We start from the raw sequence: 16,900 nt of genomic DNA on the forward strand, positions 1-16,900 counted from the left end.
TCAGAACTCCACGCCCTTTTGCGCCTTGATGCCCTGCTCCTTGTACGGATGCTTGAGCGGACGCATCTCGCTGACCAGGTCGGCCAGTTCGATCAGCGCGTCGGGCGCATGGCGGCCCGTGACGACGATGTGCAGCATCTCGCGGCGCGCGGCGAAGACGTCGAGCACTTCCTGCAGGTCGAGATACTGGTACTTGAGCACGATGTTCATCTCGTCCAGGATCACCATGTCGTAGGACGGATCCCGAATCATGCGCACCGCTTCGGCCCAGCCGTGGGCGGCGGTCTTCATGTCGGCGTCGCGATCTTGCGTATCCCAGGTGTAGCCGGAACCGACCACGTGGAAATCGCAGTTGGCGTGGCCGCCGAGAAAATCGCGCTCGGCGCTGTACAAGGCGCCCTTGATGAACTGCACTACGCCCAGTTTCATGCCATGGCCGAGGATGCGCATGCCCATGCCGAAGGCGGCGCTGGACTTGCCCTTGCCTGTGCCGGTGTTGACGATCAGCAGGCCTTTTTCCTTTTGCGCGGCAGCCTTCTTTTTCTCGAAGCCTTCCTTGTGCCGCTGGGTCATGCGCTTGTGGGATTCCGGGTCGGTTTTCATTCAATGTCCTCTCGTTCTCCAAGGGTTCAACAACAAGTCGCTGGCAAGGCGCACTGCCGCAGACAGTACGGTTGTACGGCAAGGCGGTGCAACGCCGCCAGCGGCTTGTTGTTGGACCCGTTCATTTCCAATGTGTACCGGTGAGTTCGGATAGCAAGGCGGCGACCTTGCTGCGGCTCGGGTGATAACCGATGAAGACCAGTTCGGACTTGTCGGTTTCTGCATTTTCATTGGCGGCATCGGTGTTGATCGTCACGCGCGTGCGCACGCCCTGCACCAGTTGCGGCCGCTTGCCTTCCAGCGTGCGGACAAAGCCCTTGGTGCGCAGGATGGGCTCCGACCTGGCCGCTTCGGCGATGGCCTGTCTCAGCTTGTCGGCCGGTTGCGGCGACTGGCTGCGCAGCGTGAACGACAGCCAGCCGGGATCCTGTTCATGGAAATGCCGGTGCGTGGCCACACCGTGGCTGTGCGCGCCCAGCCCCGAATGCGCATGGCCGTTCAGGCGTCCCTGATCGCTCAGCACGCTTGCTTCCGCACCGGGCATGCGCACGTGGGTGTAGGTGTGCTGATGCGCCTGCAAGGTCGGCTGGTGTAGCCGCAGGCCGAGCGCGAGGCGAATGTCGAGTTGTGCTTTGTACGCCAGTTCAAGGAAGCGGACGTTGGGCGCACAAGCGCGCACGCGATGTTCCGCGTCGAGCAGTAGATCTTCATTGAGATCATCGATCTTGTTGAGCACAACCACGTCTGCGTATTCCAGTTGGCGCTCGAACATGTCGGCCACTGCGCCATCGGCTCCGCTTCCGCGACGGAAGCGATTGTCCAGCAGCAAAGGCGTATCGACCACCGCCAGCGTCGCGTCGAGGATGAAATGCGCCGCCAGCGCGGGCGTCTGCAGGCTTTCCATGACGGCGGTCGGCAAGGCCAGTCCGGAGGTTTCGATCAGCACATGATCCACCTGCGCACGGCGCGCCGCCAGCGCCAGCATGGTCGGCACAAAATGTTCGTCGTCGCCGTAGGCGATCAGGCCATGAGAGAAATCATGGATGCGCACCTGCCCGCCTGCATCGCCGCTGGTGGCGCGAACCAGGTCGCCGTCGATCGTCGCTTCGCCGAACTCGTTGATCAGCAAGGCCAGCCGGCGCGCCTGGCGACGCTGCACCAAGCTGCGCAGCAAGGTGGTCTTGCCGGCGCCGAGGAAACCGGTGACGATCGTCACCGGTATTGGCTGCAAATTCGGCTGCAGGTTCAGCTGCAAATTCGGCGGAGACGACGGCAGGCTCATGCGGGCTTGCCTCCCTGCAACCAGCGCCCGACCTGTGCCGAAGCGTCTTCCAGCGTAGCGGCCTGCAGCGGATAGTCGAGCGCGGGACGGCGCACCGTCAGCAGCGGAATGCCCAGCGCTTTCGCCGCGTCGGCCTTGGCGCGATAACCACCGGCGTCGCCGGAATCCTTGGTCACCACGCAATCGATATTCCAATCGCGCCACAAGGCTTCATTGAAGCCCTGTGAAAATGGTCCCTGCATCGCGCAGATGCGGCTGCGCGGGATACCGAGATCGATGGCGCGCTGGATGAACTCCGGCTCGGCGGTGACGCGCACGAACCACTGCTTGCGATCGGCGCCGGGCGCTTGCAGGAAAGCCGCGATATCTTTCGAACCGGTAGCCAGGAAGATGCGCTCTCCCTTGTCCATCGCCTGGCCTGCAGCCTCTTCCATCGAGCCGCACACCAGCGCATCGGCGGCAATGCCGCTCGGACGTTCGTAGCGCAGATAGGGAATGCCGAGGCTTTGCGACAAGCCCATCAGTTGCTGCGACATCAGCGTCGCATACGGATGCGTGGCGTCGACCAGCGCGCGCGCCTCATGGCGCAGCAGCGCCTGTTTGCGCGCTTCCACGCCCTGGCGACCGGCCCAGACCGTGACGCCCGGGCAATCCTGCAAGGCCAGCTCGCCGCCGTATTCGGTCGCCGTGGAGACCACTACCTGATGGCCTTGTGCGGCCAGTTTCCGTGCCAGCGCGTTGCCGTCGCTGGTGCCGGCGAAGACCCATACGGCCTGCGACGGCAGCACCGGTTCTTCCGCTGCCGCGGCGGATTCGTCGTGCCAGTCGTTATAGCCGCGCGGCGTGAAGATATAGCCGCGCTTGCGCTGCGTGAACCGGTTGCCGATCACGATGCTGGTCAGCATGTCGAATTGCAGCGAGGGCAACTCATCGAGGCGATGGATGCTCACTTCCTGGCCGGGGCGATAGGCGTTCTTCACCACGCCGCACAGCGTGTGCGGCGCCTTCGATTCCAGCATCAGCTTGAGGATGCGGTACACGCCTTCCTGGCGGCCGGCGCTTTGCACGTTGTACAGCACGCAGGCCAGATCGGCCTGGGCGATGTGGCGCGCGCGGTTCTCGATCCACTCCCACGGGCACAGCAGGTTCGACAAACTCAGCGTGGCGAAGTCGTGCGACAGCGGCGAGCCCAGCAAGGACGCGCATGCATTGGCCGACGTCACGCCCGGGATGAGGTTGACTTCGTAGTCGTCGCCATCCTTCATCTCGTCGAAGGCCAGCGCCGCCATGGCGTAGATGCCGATGTCGCCGCTGGAAATCAACGCCACCTTTTCACCGCTGCGCGCTTTCTCGATCGCCAGCAAGGCGCGTTCGCGCTCCTGCGTCAGCGGCGGCGTGTGGATCTCCTTGCCCTCGATATGCGAACTGATCCATCGCAAATACAACTCGTAGGCCACGATGACATTGCTGTCGCGCAAGGCGGCGATGGCGCGCGGCACGATCAGGTCGCCGAAACCGGGACCGACCGACACCAGATTCAATACTCCACTCATAACACTACTTTCTTTTTCAATTTCATCTTGTTCATTGCTATTCCACCCGACTCTCTACGTCAGGCAAACCGATGTCTTCCACGATCGCCACAGTCACGCCTTCCAGCGCGGTCTTCGGCAGCGCCAGCACGCCGCGCGGACTGGCGATCAGCGCGCACGGCTCGCACACGCCGTCGACGCCGACGTTCTTCTGCACCCATTCCGACGGCGCCGTCACCCAACCGCGCGCAGCGACGTCCGAGGCGGAGATCACGCGCAAGGGCAATTCGTTGGCGGCGCAAAAGGTCAGCAGGCCGGGTTCTTCCGCTTTCAGGTCGATGGTCGCCACTTCGCGCACCTCGCCCAACGGCCGGCCGATCAGGTCCAGCGCATGCGTCACGGCGGCGGCGATCTTTTCCACCAGCACGTTCTTGCGGCAGCCGATGCCCAGCACCAGCGGTTTCAAGGCTTCGGTCGCGGTCGTGATCACCGGCACGGCGCCCACCACGTTGGCGACGCGATAGGCGAGACGGTTGCCGCCACCTTCGTGACCGCCGAGCAATGACACCGCAAAGCGTCCGGCTTCATCGAGCAGCACCACCGGCGGATCGGTCAGTTTGTCTTGCGGCAGGCCTTCCAGAAACCGCACCGCCACGCCGCTGGCCGCCAGCATGATCCACTGGCCCTGATGGCGATAGGACGCGCGGAATTGCTGCTTCTGCGGAATGCCCGCATTGAGCCACGGCCGGTACAGCGTGCCGCCAAGCTGTCCCTGCAAACGCGCCGCCAGGGCTTCGCTCTCCGCCCGCACGAGCCAGATGCCGAGAGAATTTGTTTGCGTGTTGTGCAGGGAATTGCTCATGGTCAGACCTCGTCTCCGTTGACGGAAATTTCCTCGGGTTCTGCGGCGCTCTTGTTTTTTTCCTTGTCCTTGTTCTTCTTCACTACGCGGAACAGATGCGTGAAATCCTTGGAATACAGGCTCGATTCAACCTGCCGGCCCTTGTCCAGCGCCGCACCGACCAGCATCATCGTAGTCAGGTTCCAGGCGCCGCGTTTGGTTTCCTCCAGCACGGTCGCCAGCGTGCCCTGATAGACGCGCTGATCGGGCCAGGTGGCGCGATAGACCAGCGTCACCGGCGTGCTGTCGGGATAGTGCAGGCGCAGATCGGCGACGATCTTTTTCAGATGCGGACCGGACAGGAAGATGCACATGGTGGCCTGATGTTCAGCCAGGCGCGCGATCGATTCCAGCTCCGGCACGGCCGAGGCGCGGCCGGAAACGCGCGTCAGGATCACGCTCTGAGACACCTCCGGCTTGGTCAGTTCCGCCGACACCGCCGATGCGGCGGCAGTGAACGAAGACACGCCCGGCACCACTTCGTAGGCAATCCCCAGCGCCTCCAGACGCCGCATCTGCTCGGCGGTCGCGCCGTAGATGGCCGGGTCGCCGGAGTGCAGGCGCACCACGTCAAGATCCTGCGCTTTCGCACGCTCGTAACATGCCTGTTGCTGCTCCAGGTCGAGCTCGGCGGTGTCGATCAGCTCGGCGTCGGGACGACAATGCTGGAGCATCTCGGTGGGCACCAGCGAACCTGCGTACAGCACCATCTGCACGCTGCCCAGCAGCTTCGCGCCGCGTAGCGTGATCAGGTCGGGAGCGCCGGGACCGGCGCCTACGAAATAAACTTTCATCCTTGATGCCTCTTTTCCAATGCAGTTTTGCGAATCAGCATGGTCGCCAGGTAGCCGCTAACGGCATGGTCCCGGTCGCCTGCTTCCAGTTCGCGCAAGTCGTTCGCCAATACTTCGCCATCCAGTCCGATGCGCCGGGCGAAGGCGCAGTGTTCGGCGATGCCCATTTCCTTCAGCAGAGCCAGCACCCATGGCAGGCGCGCGCCGACTTTCATCAGCACCACGATGTCGTGGGTTTCGATCTCCTGCTGCAAGGTCGCCGGATCGTCCGGGCACGGCAGGATCAGCGTGCGTTCCTTGCCCACGCCCAGCGGCCAGTCCAGCGCCGCAGCCGCCGACGCATAGCTGGTGATGCCGGGAAAAGTCCGGTGTGGAAACGCCGGCAGCAGATCCTTCAACGCCGCCAGGACATAGCCGTAGGTCGAATACGTCAGCGTGTCGCCGATGGTCAGGTAGGCGACGCTGCGCCCGGCCTGCAATTCGGCGGCGATGTCCTGCGCCAGTTGCGCGTAGTGCTCGCGCAGCACGTTGCGGTCGGGGTCCATGTTGAACTCGACTTCGCGCAGCCGCTCCGGCGCGACGGCGACGCCTTCCAGGCATTGCAGCGCGACCGAGGTGTCGGCGCTCCTGGCGCGCGGCACGTAAATCAGGTCGGCCTGCTGCAAAGCCTGCATCGCCGCCAGCGGCAGATAGCCTGCCGGGCCGGGACCGACGCCGATGCCCCAGAACATGCCGAGTTCATTGTTTGCGTTCATGCACGACCTCCCAGCAAATTGCCGTCGAGATCGAACAGACGCACCTCGACGCGTTTCACCGCCGGCACGCGCGTCTGCGCCAGTGCGGCGATGCGCGCTTCGATGGCGCGCCACAGCGCGGCCGATCCGGACTCCTGCCTCAAACGTTCGATTGCTGCTTCCACCGTATTTGCACTTTCTATCTCGGCGATCAGTGCTGCGGAAAACCCGAACTCCGCCGCCAGTTCCGACGCCACGCGGGCTACACCGCCCATCGCCATATTGCTCTTGCTCGAATGCGTATCCCATACGCCGTCGAGCACCTTGGCCAGCTTGCCGGGATGACCCGCCAGCCATAACACATCCAGTTCCGCGCCCTGCTCGGCCAGCGCCGACTGCGTGAAGTCGAGCGCGTCGCCGAGGAAGTTGGCGATCTGCACCGAGCGCGCTTCCGGCAAGCCCAGCTCGTCACGCGCAAAAGTGCGGCCGATCTTGCCGGGCAGGTACGCCACGCAAGTCGCCACGCCGTTCGGCTTGCTGTCGTCCGCCAGGGCGACGCGGATATACACTTCTATCGACGCGATCCATGACGCCAGCGACATCGGTTCGACAATGCCCGACGTGCCGAGGATGGAAATCCCGCCGACGATCCCGAGACGCGGATTGAAGGTTTTCTGCGCAATCTTCTGGCCGTCTTCGCAACCGATGGCGAGATCAAAGCCGGTCTCGCCATTCACGTTCAACTCTTCCAGCACTTCCGCCACCGCCAGCCGCATCATCTGGCGCGGCACCGGATTGATGGCCGCTTCACCTACCGCTACGCGCAAACCGGGCCGGGTTGCGGTGCCGACGCCGGATGCCGCCTTGAAGCGAATGTCTCCCGTATCGTTGCGCGCCACTTCGGCGAAAATCGTCGCACCGTGCGTGTTGTCCGGGTCGTCGCCACCGTCCTTCAGTACTTCCGCGCGGATGCGCTTGTCGTCCAGTTTCTGCACATCCTGTATCGGCACCAGCAGGTAATGCTTGCCGTCCGGCAGGCTGACTTCGGCCTTGTCGATCCGCTCTCCGCACAACAGCATCGTCAACGCCGCCTTCACTGCCGCCGTGGCGCAGCTGCCGGTCGTCCTGCCACGCCGCAGACCGTTGGGGGCCGGCACGGTGAGGTCGAATTCGGCGCGCTCAAGCTCCTGCATCTGTTTTCAGCTCCGCCGCCTGTGCGGCGATGACCTGTCCGATGGCGTCGATCATCAAGGCGTTGACCACTGTCGCCGCCCACGGCGATCCGCCGCGCGTACCGCTGTTGGTAATGCGCGGCACCTGCAGGCAGCGGCGCAGCTCGTCCTTGCTTTCGCGCGTGCCGACGAAGCCGACCGGCAAGCCGATCACCAGCTGCGGCCGCCAGCCATGCTCGCGGATCAGGCGCGTGGTCTCGACGATCGCGGTCGGTGCGTCGCCGATGGCGAGAATGATGTCGTTGCCGAATTTTTCCCACGCGCGGCGCACGCCCGCGGCGGAGCGCGTGATGCCCTGCGCCTGCGCCAGCAGATGGGTCTCGCGATCATGCACGCCGCACCAGGTTTCGACGCCGAGCTGCTCGACCAGTGCGCGCTTCAGGCCTGTCTGCACCATCGTCACGTCGGTCACCACGCGCTTGCAGCGCAGGATGGCGCGGATGCCTGCCTCGATCGCACCGGATGAAAAATAGATGTCGTCGACCGCGTCGAAGTCGCCGCTGGTGTGCACCAGCCGTTGCAGCGCCGTCAGGTGCGCCGGCGGAAACACCGACCAGTCGCGACCGGCGGCGATGATCTCGAAGCTTTCCTTCTCGATCGGATGCGGCACATAGGGTGGGAAATCGACTTTCGCTTCGGCCGCGAGCGTCTCGCGATTGAGCAAGCCGCGCACCTGCAAATGATGGGCGCGCTGCGGTTCGCCGATCTGCTCCTCGAAGCCGACGATCTGCACGCGGTATTTGCACAGGCTGCAATTCATCGCCGCGCGGCCTTCGACGGCTTCGCGCGCGCGCTCGAGCAAGACGTCGGCAACGTGCCGGTGCACACCCAGATAGCCGGCCTTGAGCACTTCCAGGCCCGGCTCGCGCTGCTGCAAATCATCCGCTGCGGCATAAATGCGCTTGACCAGTACGCCGTCGAACAGGAAGAACGGCAACACCACGACGCGCGCAAAACCGAGCAAGGCGGCCGCGCGCAAACCGTCGGCGACCAGCGGTTTGGCGGTGCCTGAATAGCAGACGTAGACGCCGCCGAAGCCCATGCCTTCTTCCAGCATGCGGGCGAGCTTCGATACTTCGCCGTTGGCGTCGGGGTCGGTGGTGCCGCGCCCGACCAGCACCAGGCAAGTGTCGTCGCGACGGATGGTTTGCGCCGATTGCGCTTCGGCGGCGAGGATGCGCTCCTGCGCCAGTTGCAGCAGCTGCGGATGCAGGTTCATCGCCGCACCGAAATGGAAGTCGATCTCGGGATGCCTACGCGCCAGTTCCAGCACTTCGGCCGGCATGTCGTTCTTGGCATGGCGCGCGGCCAGCAGCACGCCCGGCACCACCGCCACCTGCCTGCTGCCGGCGGCCAGATTGGCGTCGACGGCTTCGCTGATGGTCGGACTGGAAAATTCGAGATAGCCGTGCGTCACCACGCGGCCGGGCGCGCGGGCGCGCACGATGTCGACCAGCGCTTCGAACTCGCGCACGGCGTCGGCGTCGCGGCTGCCATGACCGGCGATCACGATGCCGTAGCTTGCCTTGTCGTCAACAACTCCGGCAATGCCGGCGATATCGGCGATATCGGCAGCCGCGTTCACGCCGCCTCCGCAGGCTTTTCCGGAGGCGGTTCGATCTGGCTGTCCATCGGTGTAGGGGTGCGAATCAGCATGATGCTCATGTCGGTGAACTCCTTGTCCACGCATTCGGCCAGGGTGCCGTGCCACTCTGCTTCGCCGCGCGTGAGGTTTTCCCAGACTTCGGTCGGATGATCGGGCTGCACGCCGTTTTCCAGCAGATAAGCCGCGATATGGCGCGGCATGAAGGAGCGCGCTGCATCCCATGGACACGGTATCACAATCGCATTGCGGCCGTCATTGAGGACATGCACCAGATGGCGCTTGAACGGCGTCAGGTCGCCGCGCCGGTGGAAGGTGATGAAGGTGGTTTCATCGAAGCAGACCTTGGCGCGCGAGGCCAGGATTTGCGCCGAGGAAATACCGGGCAAGGTCTCGACCGGATGGCCGCAGGCGCGTTCGACGCGTTCCAGGTATTGGAAGCCGCTGAAATGGATGTCGCCCATGAACACCACCACGCAGCGCTTGCCGGCATGATGCGCCGCGGCAACCAGATCGAGTTGCGCGACCTGGTCACGATAGTTCATGAGGACGACCTCCGCTGTCGCCGGGATGATGCTTTGCACCACGTTGACGACGGCGTCGAAACCGGCCACGACGTCGGCATTGCGAATCAGCTCGGCGCCGCGCTGGGTGAGGTAGCCGATGTCGCCGGGACCTGCTCCTATGCAGATAATCATGTGTTGTTCCTTAATTAATTCTATTGAGCCATGCGGGCGCGGATCGTCAGCGCCAGATTGTCGGCGGTCAGCTCTTCCAGCGTCATGCATTCCGCCCCGAGCGCCTGCGCCAGTTGCGCCGCGCGACCCAGGCGAACGTAGCCGGTTTCGGTATCGAGCACCAGCGCAGGCGTACCGCGCGCGGCCAGCTGATCGGCCAGCGCCAGCGACTCCCGCCACGGATCGCCGCCGTTTTCAAGCGCGACGTTGCCCTTGCCATCGCTGAGCAGAACCAATAGCGGCGGAGCAACGCCGGATGACTGTTCCAGCGTCTGCAAGGCCAGCTGCAACGCATGCGGCAAAGGCGTGCGGCCGCCGGTCGGCAATTCGCGCAAGCCTTGTTCCGCCAGATCGACGCTGCGTGTCGGCGCCAGCAGCAAGGATGCCTTGTCGCCGCGAAAACCGATCACCGCCACCTGGTCGCGACGCTGATAGACGTCGGTCAGCAAGGCCAGCACTGCGCCCTTCACCGCCTCCATGCGCCGTTGCGCCGCCATCGAGCCGGATGCGTCGACCACGAACAGGATCAGGTTGGCGGTCTTGCCCGCCTTGACCTTGCCGTGCAGGTCGCCGGCTTGCAATTGCAGCACCGCGCCCTCGCCCCTCCCTTCCCCCCCTTGCGCCGCATTGCGCAACACGGCGCTGCGCAGGGTGGCGCCGACAGCAAGACTGGCAGGATTGCTGTCCGGCACGGCGCGGATCATGCGACCGCGGGTGGCGTCGGCGGAGTCGCTGCGGCGGCCTGCGAGCGTGGAGACATTGTTGGCCGGAGCATCGACATTGAGCCGGCGCGCCTCGCCGACGTCGTCGGCGGCTAATACCTGCTGGCTGTCGCCGCCGGCCGATTGCTCATTGCCTTCGTCAGGCGTATCCGACTGCTGCCCGCCATCGCTGTCCTGCGGTTCCGACGGCGGCGCGGCCTGCTGCATCAGGTCGTCGAGCTTGTCCTTGTCGAGGCCGGGTTGCTCGAAGGGCTTGCGGCGGCGGCGATGCGGTAATACCAGTTCGGCGGCGGCTCGCACGTCTTCCGGCGTGACCTGCCCACGGCCATCCAGCGCGGCGAATGCACGTGCGGTCTTGTGCATCACGATGTCGGCGCGCAGGCTGGCGACTTCGAATTCGCAGCACAAATGACTGATCAGGTCGAGCAAGGCATCACTCAGCACGACCTGCGGCAGCAAGGCCTGCGCCGCAGCGATGCGGACGCGCAAGGCGTCCTGTTCGGCTTGCCATTGCACAGCATAAGCAGCCGGATCCGCTTCATACGCCAGGCGGCGGCGCACGACTTCGGCACGCAGCTTCTTGTCGCGCGGCGCGACGACTTCCACCATCAGGCCGAAGCGGTCGAGCAGTTGCGGCCGCAGGTCGCCTTCCTCCAGGTTCATCGTGCCGATCAGCGTGAAGCGCGCCGGATGCGATACCGACAAACCTTCGCGCTGCACCGAATTGACGCCCATCGCGGCGACGTCGAGCAGCACGTCGACCAGATGATCGGGCAGCAGGTTGACTTCGTCGATGTAGAGGATGCTGCGATGCGCGGCGGCCAGCAGGCCCGGTTGCAAGGCGTTCTTTTCTCCCTGCAAGGCGCGCTGCAGGTCGAGCGTGCCAAGCACGCGATCTTCCGTGGCGCCCAGCGGCAAGGTCACGAACGGCACCGCCGCCGATACAATCGCCGGCACGGCAGCGGCATCGCTGCGGCACACGGCGCAATGTTCGGCAGGCTGGCCCGGCAGGCAGTTGAAGGCACAACCGGCGATGCGTTCGACCGGCGGCAACACCGCCGTCAGCGCACGCGCCGCCGTGCTCTTGGCGGTGCCTTTGTCGCCGCGGATCAGGACCCCGCCCAGCGTGGTGTCGACCGCGCACAGCAGCAAGGCATTGCGGAGCTGCGGCTGGCCGACGATGGCGGAAAACGGAAATGACGGCGGCAACACGGGATGGCTCATATCAGACTCCGCGCGGGGTTTCGCCGCGCGTCTCCAGCAAGGTTTCACTCTTCAGGTAAAGCTGGCGCAAGTCTTCCAGCGTCTGCGCCTGCGGCTCTTTCCACATGCCGCGGCTGGCCGCTTCCAGCAGGCGTTCGGCAATCGCGTTCTGCGCCCAGGGATTGGCGTCTTCGAGGAAGCGCTGCATGCCCGGATCAAAGGCGTAAGTCTGCGCCAGCTGCTCGTACATCCAGTCGTCCATCACTTGCGCGGTGGCGTCGTAACCGAACAGATAATCGACCGTTGCGGTCAACTCCAGCCCGCCCTTGTAGCCGTGGCGCCGGATGCTGTCCAGCCACTTCGGATTGACCACGCGCGAGCGGAACACCCGCAGCGTCTCCTGCTTGAGGTCGCGCACCTGGGCGCGCGCCGGATCGTGGCTGTCGCCGAAATAATGGCGCGGCTGCTGGCCGGTCAGGGCGCGAATCGTCGCGATCATGCCGCCGTGATATTGCAGGTAGTCATCGCTGTCGAAGATGTCGTGCTCGCGGTTGTCCTGATTGTGCAAGGCCACCTGCACGCCCGACAGGCGCGTGCGGAAAGCATCGCGCTGATCGCTGCCCTGCTTGTCGCCGAGCTTGCGCGCATAAGCGTAGCCACCCCAGTTGATGTAGGCCTCGGCAAAATCGGCATCGGCCTGCCAGTTCTTTTCCTGGATCAGCGGCAGGATGCCCGCCCCGTAGCTGCCGGGCTTGGCGCCGAAGATGCGATAGGCGGCGCGCTCCTGCGCCTCGTCCTCGCCGATGCCTTTGCCTATCCATTCGCCCAGCTCCTGCAGGTAATGCTTGCGCACGAAGTTCTGCTCGGGCGGCTCGTCCAGCGCGATGACGGCGTTGACGGCGTCGTCGATCAGGTCGATCAGTTGCGGGAAGGCGTCACGGAAGAATCCGCTGATGCGCGTCGTGACATCGATACGCGGACGCTGCAATTCCTGCAGCGGCACCACTTCGATGCCGGACACCTGGCGATTGCCGGGGCGCCATACCGGACGCACCCCGAGCAGGCACAGGATCTGCGCCACGTCGTCGCCGTGGGTGCGCATGGCGCTGGTGCCCCAGATGCTGATGGCGACGCTCTCCGGATGACCGCCGGTTTCACGCCAATGCCTTTCCAATACCTCGCGTGCGAGTTGCTGGCCGACGCGCCAGGCCGATTGCGACGGCACGCTGCGCGGATCGACCGAATAGAAATTGCGCCCGGTCGGCAAGATGTGGGCCATGCCGCGCGTGGGCGAACCGCTCGGACCGGCGGGCACGTAGCCGCCTTCCAGGCCGAGCAGCAGGTTGCCGATTTCATCGCCGGCGCGGCGCAGGTTGGGCAGCAGCCGGCGGCAGGTGAAATCGAGGATGCGGCGCAAGGCGGCGAACTTGTCCGCCGCCGATTCCGCTGCTTTCGCGGTCACCGGTGCTGCGGCGGCAGGTTTGGCGCGCGCCTGCATCTTCATCTGGCCGATCATGCTGCCGGGTTGGCGCAAGGAGGCGGTTTGCAGGCGCGGCTTGTCGATGCTGAGGTCGCCGAACATGGATTGCAAAATGCCGTCGATGGCGTCTGCCTGGTAATCGCCGTCCTGCAGCGCCTGCAGCAGCCGTACGCACAAATCGTCGATGGCTTCGATGGCGTCGGCGCGCGTGACCACGGCGCGACCGGCGATGCGCGCCAGCGCGCTGTCGGCGTTGAGGCGCTGTCCCTTGTTCTCCAGCAGCATGTCGAGCCGGAGGCCGAACAGGCGCGCCATTTCTTCCTGCAGGCCGGGGATGTCCTGGTTCGGCAGGCGCGTCAGCGATACCAGCATGTCCGGCATCTGCGCCGCATCCGGCGCACGGCCGAGAATGTGCAGGCCGTCGCGGATCTGCGCCGCGCCGAGTTCGCACAGATAGCCGTCGAGGTCTTCGATCAGGTGGGCGACGTCGGAGCCGCCCATGCCGTTGAGCGCTTCGGGCAATTCACCTTCGTGGCTGTGGTCGTGAGAATGGTCATGATCATGGTCATCGTGATCGTGGTGGTGATGCCCATGCGCGTGACCGTGATGATGGTGATGGCCGTGTTCCTCATCGTGGTCATGATCATGATGGAGCAGCTTCATCTGCAGGTCGCTGTCGAGATTGGTCTGTTTGACCAATTCCCAGATTTGCTGCTGCAGCAGCGGCAACTTGGACGGGTCCAGCACTTCGACCTGGTAGTACTCGTCGACCAGTTGCGTCAACTGCGCCAGCGCGCCGTAACTGTCTGCCGTGGTCATCGGCGGCGTGAGGTGGTCGACCACGACCGCATGGCCGCGCCGCTTGGCCTGAGAACCTTCGCCCGGATCGTTGATGATGAAGGGATAGAACAGCGGCATGTCGCCCAGCAGCGCATCGGGGAAACAATTCTCCGACAGGCCGACGCCCTTGCCCGGCAGCCATTCCAGCGTGCCGTGCTTGCCGACGTGGACGATCGCGTCCGCACCCCATTCGTCGCTGAGCCAGCGGTACAGGCCGTAGTAATGGTGCGTCGGCGGCAGGTCGGGTTGATGGTAGATCGCATCCGGGTCCATGCCGTAACCGCGCGGCGGCTGCAAGGCGACGAAGGCGTTGCCCAGCTCGACGCCGGCAAAGGCAAGATGATCGTCATGGACGTAGGCGACGCCGGGCGCGGCGCCCCATTGCGCCTCGATCTTTTGCTGCAGTGCTTGCGGCAATTCGGCGAACCATTCTGCATAGCGCTGCGCCGACACGCGGCCGACGGCGTGCTGCAACTGCTCGCTGGTGAGATAGGTGTTGTCGTAGGAGCAGCGATCCACCAGCGTATGGATCAAGGCGCTGCCGCTCTCGGGCAAATCGCCGATGGCGTAGCCGGCGTCGCGCATGGATTCGAGGATGCGCATCAGCGAGGCCGGTGCGTCGAGGCCGACGGCGTTGCCGATCTGCGAGGCCTTGCTGTTGGAGTTAGTGAAAATGAAAGCAATGCGCTTGTCGGCATTGTCGAGCGCGCGCAACCGGGCGAAGCGCGCCGCCAGGCCGGCGATGCGTTCGACGCGGTCGGCCACCGGACGGAATTCCACCACGTCGCCCGACGAGCCCGCCGCCTGGGCCTTGAACGACAGCGGCACGCTGATGATGCGGCCGTCGAATTCCGGCAGCACCACGTTCATGGCGGCGTCGAGCGGATTCATGCCGCGCGTGGAGATGTTCCATTGTTCCTCCGTCATGCCGCTGGTCATGGCTTGCAGCACCGGCACGTTGAGTTTCTCCAGCACCGAGACCGACCAGCCTGCAGGCGTGGGTCCGCCCGGGGTGATTTCACCCATGGCGAAGGACGTGGTGTTGATCAGCACGTCGACGTGCGCGCCTTGCTCGCCGCGGAAGTATCCCAGCGCCGCCGGCAGATCGGAATCCGCCGCCGAGGTGCGCAGCGAGGCGGTGAAAATCGGCAACACATCCATACCGCGCCGCTCCAGCGAGGTCACCAGCGCATCGATGAAGCGCGTGTTGCCGCTCATCCAGTGGGCGCGATAGAAGATGATGCCGATTGCCGGTTTGCGGCGGCCGGCAGCGTCGATGCGCGACGCCAGCCTGAGTTGAAGCCAGTCGACAATGCCGGCATCCTGCTCAAGATCCGGATGATAGATGCCGTGATCGGGCAAGGCGACCGCCGGCTCCCAGGCGAAGCCGGTCAACAGCAGGCGATCCGACACGAAGCGTAAAAACTGCGCCAGATTGACGCTGCCGCCGCCGTGGAAATACGCCAGCGCCTCGCGCAGCACGTCGGCCGGTACGGTCGATACCGCCGCCAGTTCGGCGTCGGGTTCGCCGGCGCCGCTGAGCGCGATCAGATGACGCCCCTGGCGTTGCGCGTGACGCAGCAATTCGGCGAAACCAGCGACGCTGCCGAGACGGCCCAGGATGCGCAGCACGATGATGTCGGCGTCGGCCAGTTCGGCCTGCAGCAGCTCGCTCATGCGCGCTTCGTTTTCCACTCCTTGCAGGTTGATGCCGATGGTAGCCGGGAAATCGGCAGGCAATTGCGTCAACGCGTGATTCAGGATTGCAAGGTCGGTGGATGCATGCGTCAGCACCGCAATGCGTGCGGGCGCGCATACCGGCGCCGCGGCTTGCGTGGCGCGCTCAGACATGTTCGAGTTCCTCGGGGTTGACGTCGCCGCTACCCAGGCGATGGAAGATCAGGTCGGTGACTTCCTGCCCGCCTTCGAGATGCTCGACCACCACGCGTTCGATGGCGGCGGCATCCTCGCAGCGATACCAGACGCCTTCGGGATACACCACCACGACCGGCGCCTGCGCCTTGCAGGCCACCATGCAGTGGGTGCGCGTGCGCTTGACGCGCAATTCGGGACGCGCATCGATCTGCTCGCCCAGCACGGCGAACATGGCTTCGGCCAGCACGCCGTCTTCGGTGCAGCGCGGACCTGTGCACATCAGGACATGGCGGTGGTGGGTTCTCATGGACTTTCTTTAATGGCTAAAATGCCGATCCGGCCATCGCTGGCCGGATCGGCATCCGAGATGACAAGCCGAACTTCAGGCGAATTTTTTGTAGAAATATCCGGTCAGCCCGCCCAGCGCCAGCCAGAACACGCCGTTGGCCAAGGCTGTCGCGTGGATGAACGCCTGCGCCAGTTCCTCCGGCGCTGCTCCCCCCGGCGCCGCAGGATGCGGAGCGCCGACCAGATGCGGCACGACCAGCAGCACCAGCCCCAGCAGCTTGAGCGCCCAATGACGCGCATACACGCCCAGGCCGAGGCCACCGGCAGTCAATCCGGCCGTCATGATCCACCACAGCTGGCGCGCATGCAGCGGCGCGGCCACGGTGCCAGGCACTTCCGGCGGCAGGCCCAGCGACGGCGCGACGAAGAACACCAGATAACCGGCCACGCCCCACAGCAACCCGGAACGCCAGCTCACTTTCCTGCCGCTGACGACGATGGCGGCTGCGAGGAACAAGCCGAAGCCGATCGCCATGCTGACGTTGGCCAGCACGGTGTAGGCGGTGCGCTCGAAGCCGTTGGCGGGCTCCCATTCGTCGCCGTGTTCGTGTTCGTGCTCATGTTCGTGCTCGTGGGCTTCCGCGGCGGCAGGTGCGCCGGCCGCTGCGGCGGCGTGCGCCTGCTCATGCGCCTTGGCGGCAGCGGCTTCTTCGTAGACTTCCGCCTGCAAAATGATGCGGGAAACCTGCAACTGCTGCACGGCAGTCAGCAACAGGCCCGCCAACGCGCCGGCCAACAGGACGACGGAGGCAATCCGTCGCAATACTGCGAAATTGATCATCGGGGTTCCGCCTGCTTTTTAGTGGCAAGGAAAGCCGGCCGAATGGCGGCCGTCATGCGCGGCGTTGTGCAGCTCGACGGCGGAGGCGAAGCCGGCGGCATAAATCAGTGCGGCGCCAAACACGAATGCAGTCAGGCCGGGCAGGATGCGATCGCGCCAGAGTCGCGAACCGGAAGAGGAGTCGAGTGTGTCGGTGTCGTTGGCGGATGCGCCGGTGATGATTGCCATGTGTC

Annotated in this window: 14 protein-coding genes; all 14 read right to left on the reverse strand. The window is 64.8% G+C overall.

Annotated elements, in window-relative coordinates; all coding sequences use genetic code 11:
- The 14 genes from cobO to F506_RS13850 all read right to left on the reverse strand — a co-directional run bounded on the left by cobO (position 1) and on the right by F506_RS13850 (position 16,895).
- A complete protein-coding gene (gene cobO / locus F506_RS13785; RefSeq protein ID WP_053198307.1) occupies positions 1-603 on the reverse strand; it encodes a cob(I)yrinic acid a,c-diamide adenosyltransferase in 603 nt (200 codons plus the stop codon).
- 121 nt (positions 604-724) lie between these two features.
- Complete coding sequence (locus F506_RS13790; RefSeq protein ID WP_053198309.1) at positions 725-1,885, reverse strand: CobW family GTP-binding protein; 1,161 nt, start codon at positions 1,883-1,885, stop codon at positions 725-727.
- Positions 1,882-3,438: a precorrin-3B C(17)-methyltransferase gene (cobJ, locus tag F506_RS13795; protein ID WP_053198311.1), complete on the reverse strand. Its 1,557-nt coding sequence runs from the start codon at positions 3,436-3,438 to the stop codon at positions 1,882-1,884. Before cobJ ends, F506_RS13790 begins: the two co-directional genes overlap by 4 nt.
- Before the next feature lie 37 nt (positions 3,439-3,475).
- Positions 3,476-4,279 carry a cobalamin biosynthesis protein gene (locus tag F506_RS13800; RefSeq protein WP_053198313.1) on the reverse strand — a complete coding sequence of 268 codons (804 nt, stop codon included), beginning with the start codon at positions 4,277-4,279 and terminating at the stop codon, positions 3,476-3,478.
- A gap of 2 nt (positions 4,280-4,281) precedes the next feature.
- Positions 4,282-5,112, reverse strand: a complete 831-nt coding sequence (cobM, locus tag F506_RS13805) for a precorrin-4 C(11)-methyltransferase (RefSeq protein ID WP_053198315.1) — start codon at positions 5,110-5,112, stop codon at positions 4,282-4,284.
- On the reverse strand, positions 5,109-5,867 hold the full coding sequence (gene cobI / locus F506_RS13810; RefSeq protein ID WP_053198317.1) for a precorrin-2 C(20)-methyltransferase: 759 nt from the start codon (positions 5,865-5,867) through the stop codon (positions 5,109-5,111). Before cobI ends, cobM begins: the two co-directional genes overlap by 4 nt.
- Entirely contained in the window at positions 5,864-7,039 is a 1,176-nt protein-coding gene (cbiD, locus tag F506_RS13815; protein WP_053196909.1) for a cobalt-precorrin-5B (C(1))-methyltransferase CbiD, read from the reverse strand. Before cbiD ends, cobI begins: the two co-directional genes overlap by 4 nt.
- Positions 7,026-8,627 carry a precorrin-8X methylmutase gene (locus F506_RS13820; RefSeq protein ID WP_053201613.1) on the reverse strand — a complete coding sequence of 534 codons (1,602 nt, stop codon included), beginning with the start codon at positions 8,625-8,627 and terminating at the stop codon, positions 7,026-7,028. The genes cbiD and F506_RS13820 overlap by 14 nt, the downstream gene beginning before the upstream one ends.
- 32 nt (positions 8,628-8,659) lie before the next feature.
- Positions 8,660-9,379 carry a cobalt-precorrin-7 (C(5))-methyltransferase gene (locus F506_RS13825; RefSeq protein ID WP_053198319.1) on the reverse strand — a complete coding sequence of 240 codons (720 nt, stop codon included), beginning with the start codon at positions 9,377-9,379 and terminating at the stop codon, positions 8,660-8,662.
- 20 nt (positions 9,380-9,399) lie between these two features.
- Positions 9,400-11,364 carry a putative cobaltochelatase gene (locus tag F506_RS13830; protein ID WP_053198321.1) on the reverse strand — a complete coding sequence of 655 codons (1,965 nt, stop codon included), beginning with the start codon at positions 11,362-11,364 and terminating at the stop codon, positions 9,400-9,402.
- 1 nt (position 11,365) lies between these two features.
- Positions 11,366-15,514: a cobaltochelatase subunit CobN gene (locus F506_RS13835; RefSeq protein WP_053198322.1), complete on the reverse strand. Its 4,149-nt coding sequence runs from the start codon at positions 15,512-15,514 to the stop codon at positions 11,366-11,368.
- Positions 15,507-15,845 carry a (2Fe-2S) ferredoxin domain-containing protein gene (locus tag F506_RS13840; protein WP_167552704.1) on the reverse strand — a complete coding sequence of 113 codons (339 nt, stop codon included), beginning with the start codon at positions 15,843-15,845 and terminating at the stop codon, positions 15,507-15,509. Before F506_RS13840 ends, F506_RS13835 begins: the two co-directional genes overlap by 8 nt.
- Before the next feature lie 75 nt (positions 15,846-15,920).
- Positions 15,921-16,667, reverse strand: coding sequence for a CbtA family protein (locus F506_RS13845; RefSeq protein WP_200907675.1), 747 nt, complete (start codon positions 16,665-16,667; stop codon positions 15,921-15,923).
- A gap of 18 nt (positions 16,668-16,685) precedes the next feature.
- Entirely contained in the window at positions 16,686-16,895 is a 210-nt protein-coding gene (locus F506_RS13850; RefSeq protein ID WP_053198327.1) for a CbtB domain-containing protein, read from the reverse strand.
- Positions 16,896-16,900: the final 5 nt, after the last annotated feature.

Source organism: Herbaspirillum hiltneri N3, from assembly GCF_001267925.1.
Taxonomy (GTDB): Bacteria; Pseudomonadota; Gammaproteobacteria; order Burkholderiales; family Burkholderiaceae_D; genus Herbaspirillum; species Herbaspirillum hiltneri.

What these genes read in the sequence shown, in the direction of transcription:
- cobO (WP_053198307.1), bottom strand. Translation starts at nt 603, where the DNA reads ATGAAAACCGACCCGGAATCCCACAAGCGCATGACCCAGCGGCACAAG.
- F506_RS13790 (WP_053198309.1), bottom strand. Translation starts at nt 1,885, where the DNA reads ATGAGCCTGCCGTCGTCTCCGCCGAATTTGCAGCTGAACCTGCAGCCG.
- cobJ (WP_053198311.1), bottom strand. Translation starts at nt 3,438, where the DNA reads ATGAGTGGAGTATTGAATCTGGTGTCGGTCGGTCCCGGTTTCGGCGAC.
- F506_RS13800 (WP_053198313.1), bottom strand. Translation starts at nt 4,279, where the DNA reads ATGAGCAATTCCCTGCACAACACGCAAACAAATTCTCTCGGCATCTGG.
- cobM (WP_053198315.1), bottom strand. Translation starts at nt 5,112, where the DNA reads ATGAAAGTTTATTTCGTAGGCGCCGGTCCCGGCGCTCCCGACCTGATC.
- cobI (WP_053198317.1), bottom strand. Translation starts at nt 5,867, where the DNA reads ATGAACGCAAACAATGAACTCGGCATGTTCTGGGGCATCGGCGTCGGT.
- cbiD (WP_053196909.1), bottom strand. Translation starts at nt 7,039, where the DNA reads ATGCAGGAGCTTGAGCGCGCCGAATTCGACCTCACCGTGCCGGCCCCC.
- F506_RS13825 (WP_053198319.1), bottom strand. Translation starts at nt 9,379, where the DNA reads ATGATTATCTGCATAGGAGCAGGTCCCGGCGACATCGGCTACCTCACC.
- F506_RS13830 (WP_053198321.1), bottom strand. Translation starts at nt 11,364, where the DNA reads ATGAGCCATCCCGTGTTGCCGCCGTCATTTCCGTTTTCCGCCATCGTC.
- F506_RS13835 (WP_053198322.1), bottom strand. Translation starts at nt 15,514, where the DNA reads ATGTCTGAGCGCGCCACGCAAGCCGCGGCGCCGGTATGCGCGCCCGCA.
- F506_RS13840 (WP_167552704.1), bottom strand. Translation starts at nt 15,845, where the DNA reads ATGAGAACCCACCACCGCCATGTCCTGATGTGCACAGGTCCGCGCTGC.
- F506_RS13845 (WP_200907675.1), bottom strand. Translation starts at nt 16,667, where the DNA reads ATGATCAATTTCGCAGTATTGCGACGGATTGCCTCCGTCGTCCTGTTG.
- F506_RS13850 (WP_053198327.1), bottom strand. Translation starts at nt 16,895, where the DNA reads ATGGCAATCATCACCGGCGCATCCGCCAACGACACCGACACACTCGAC.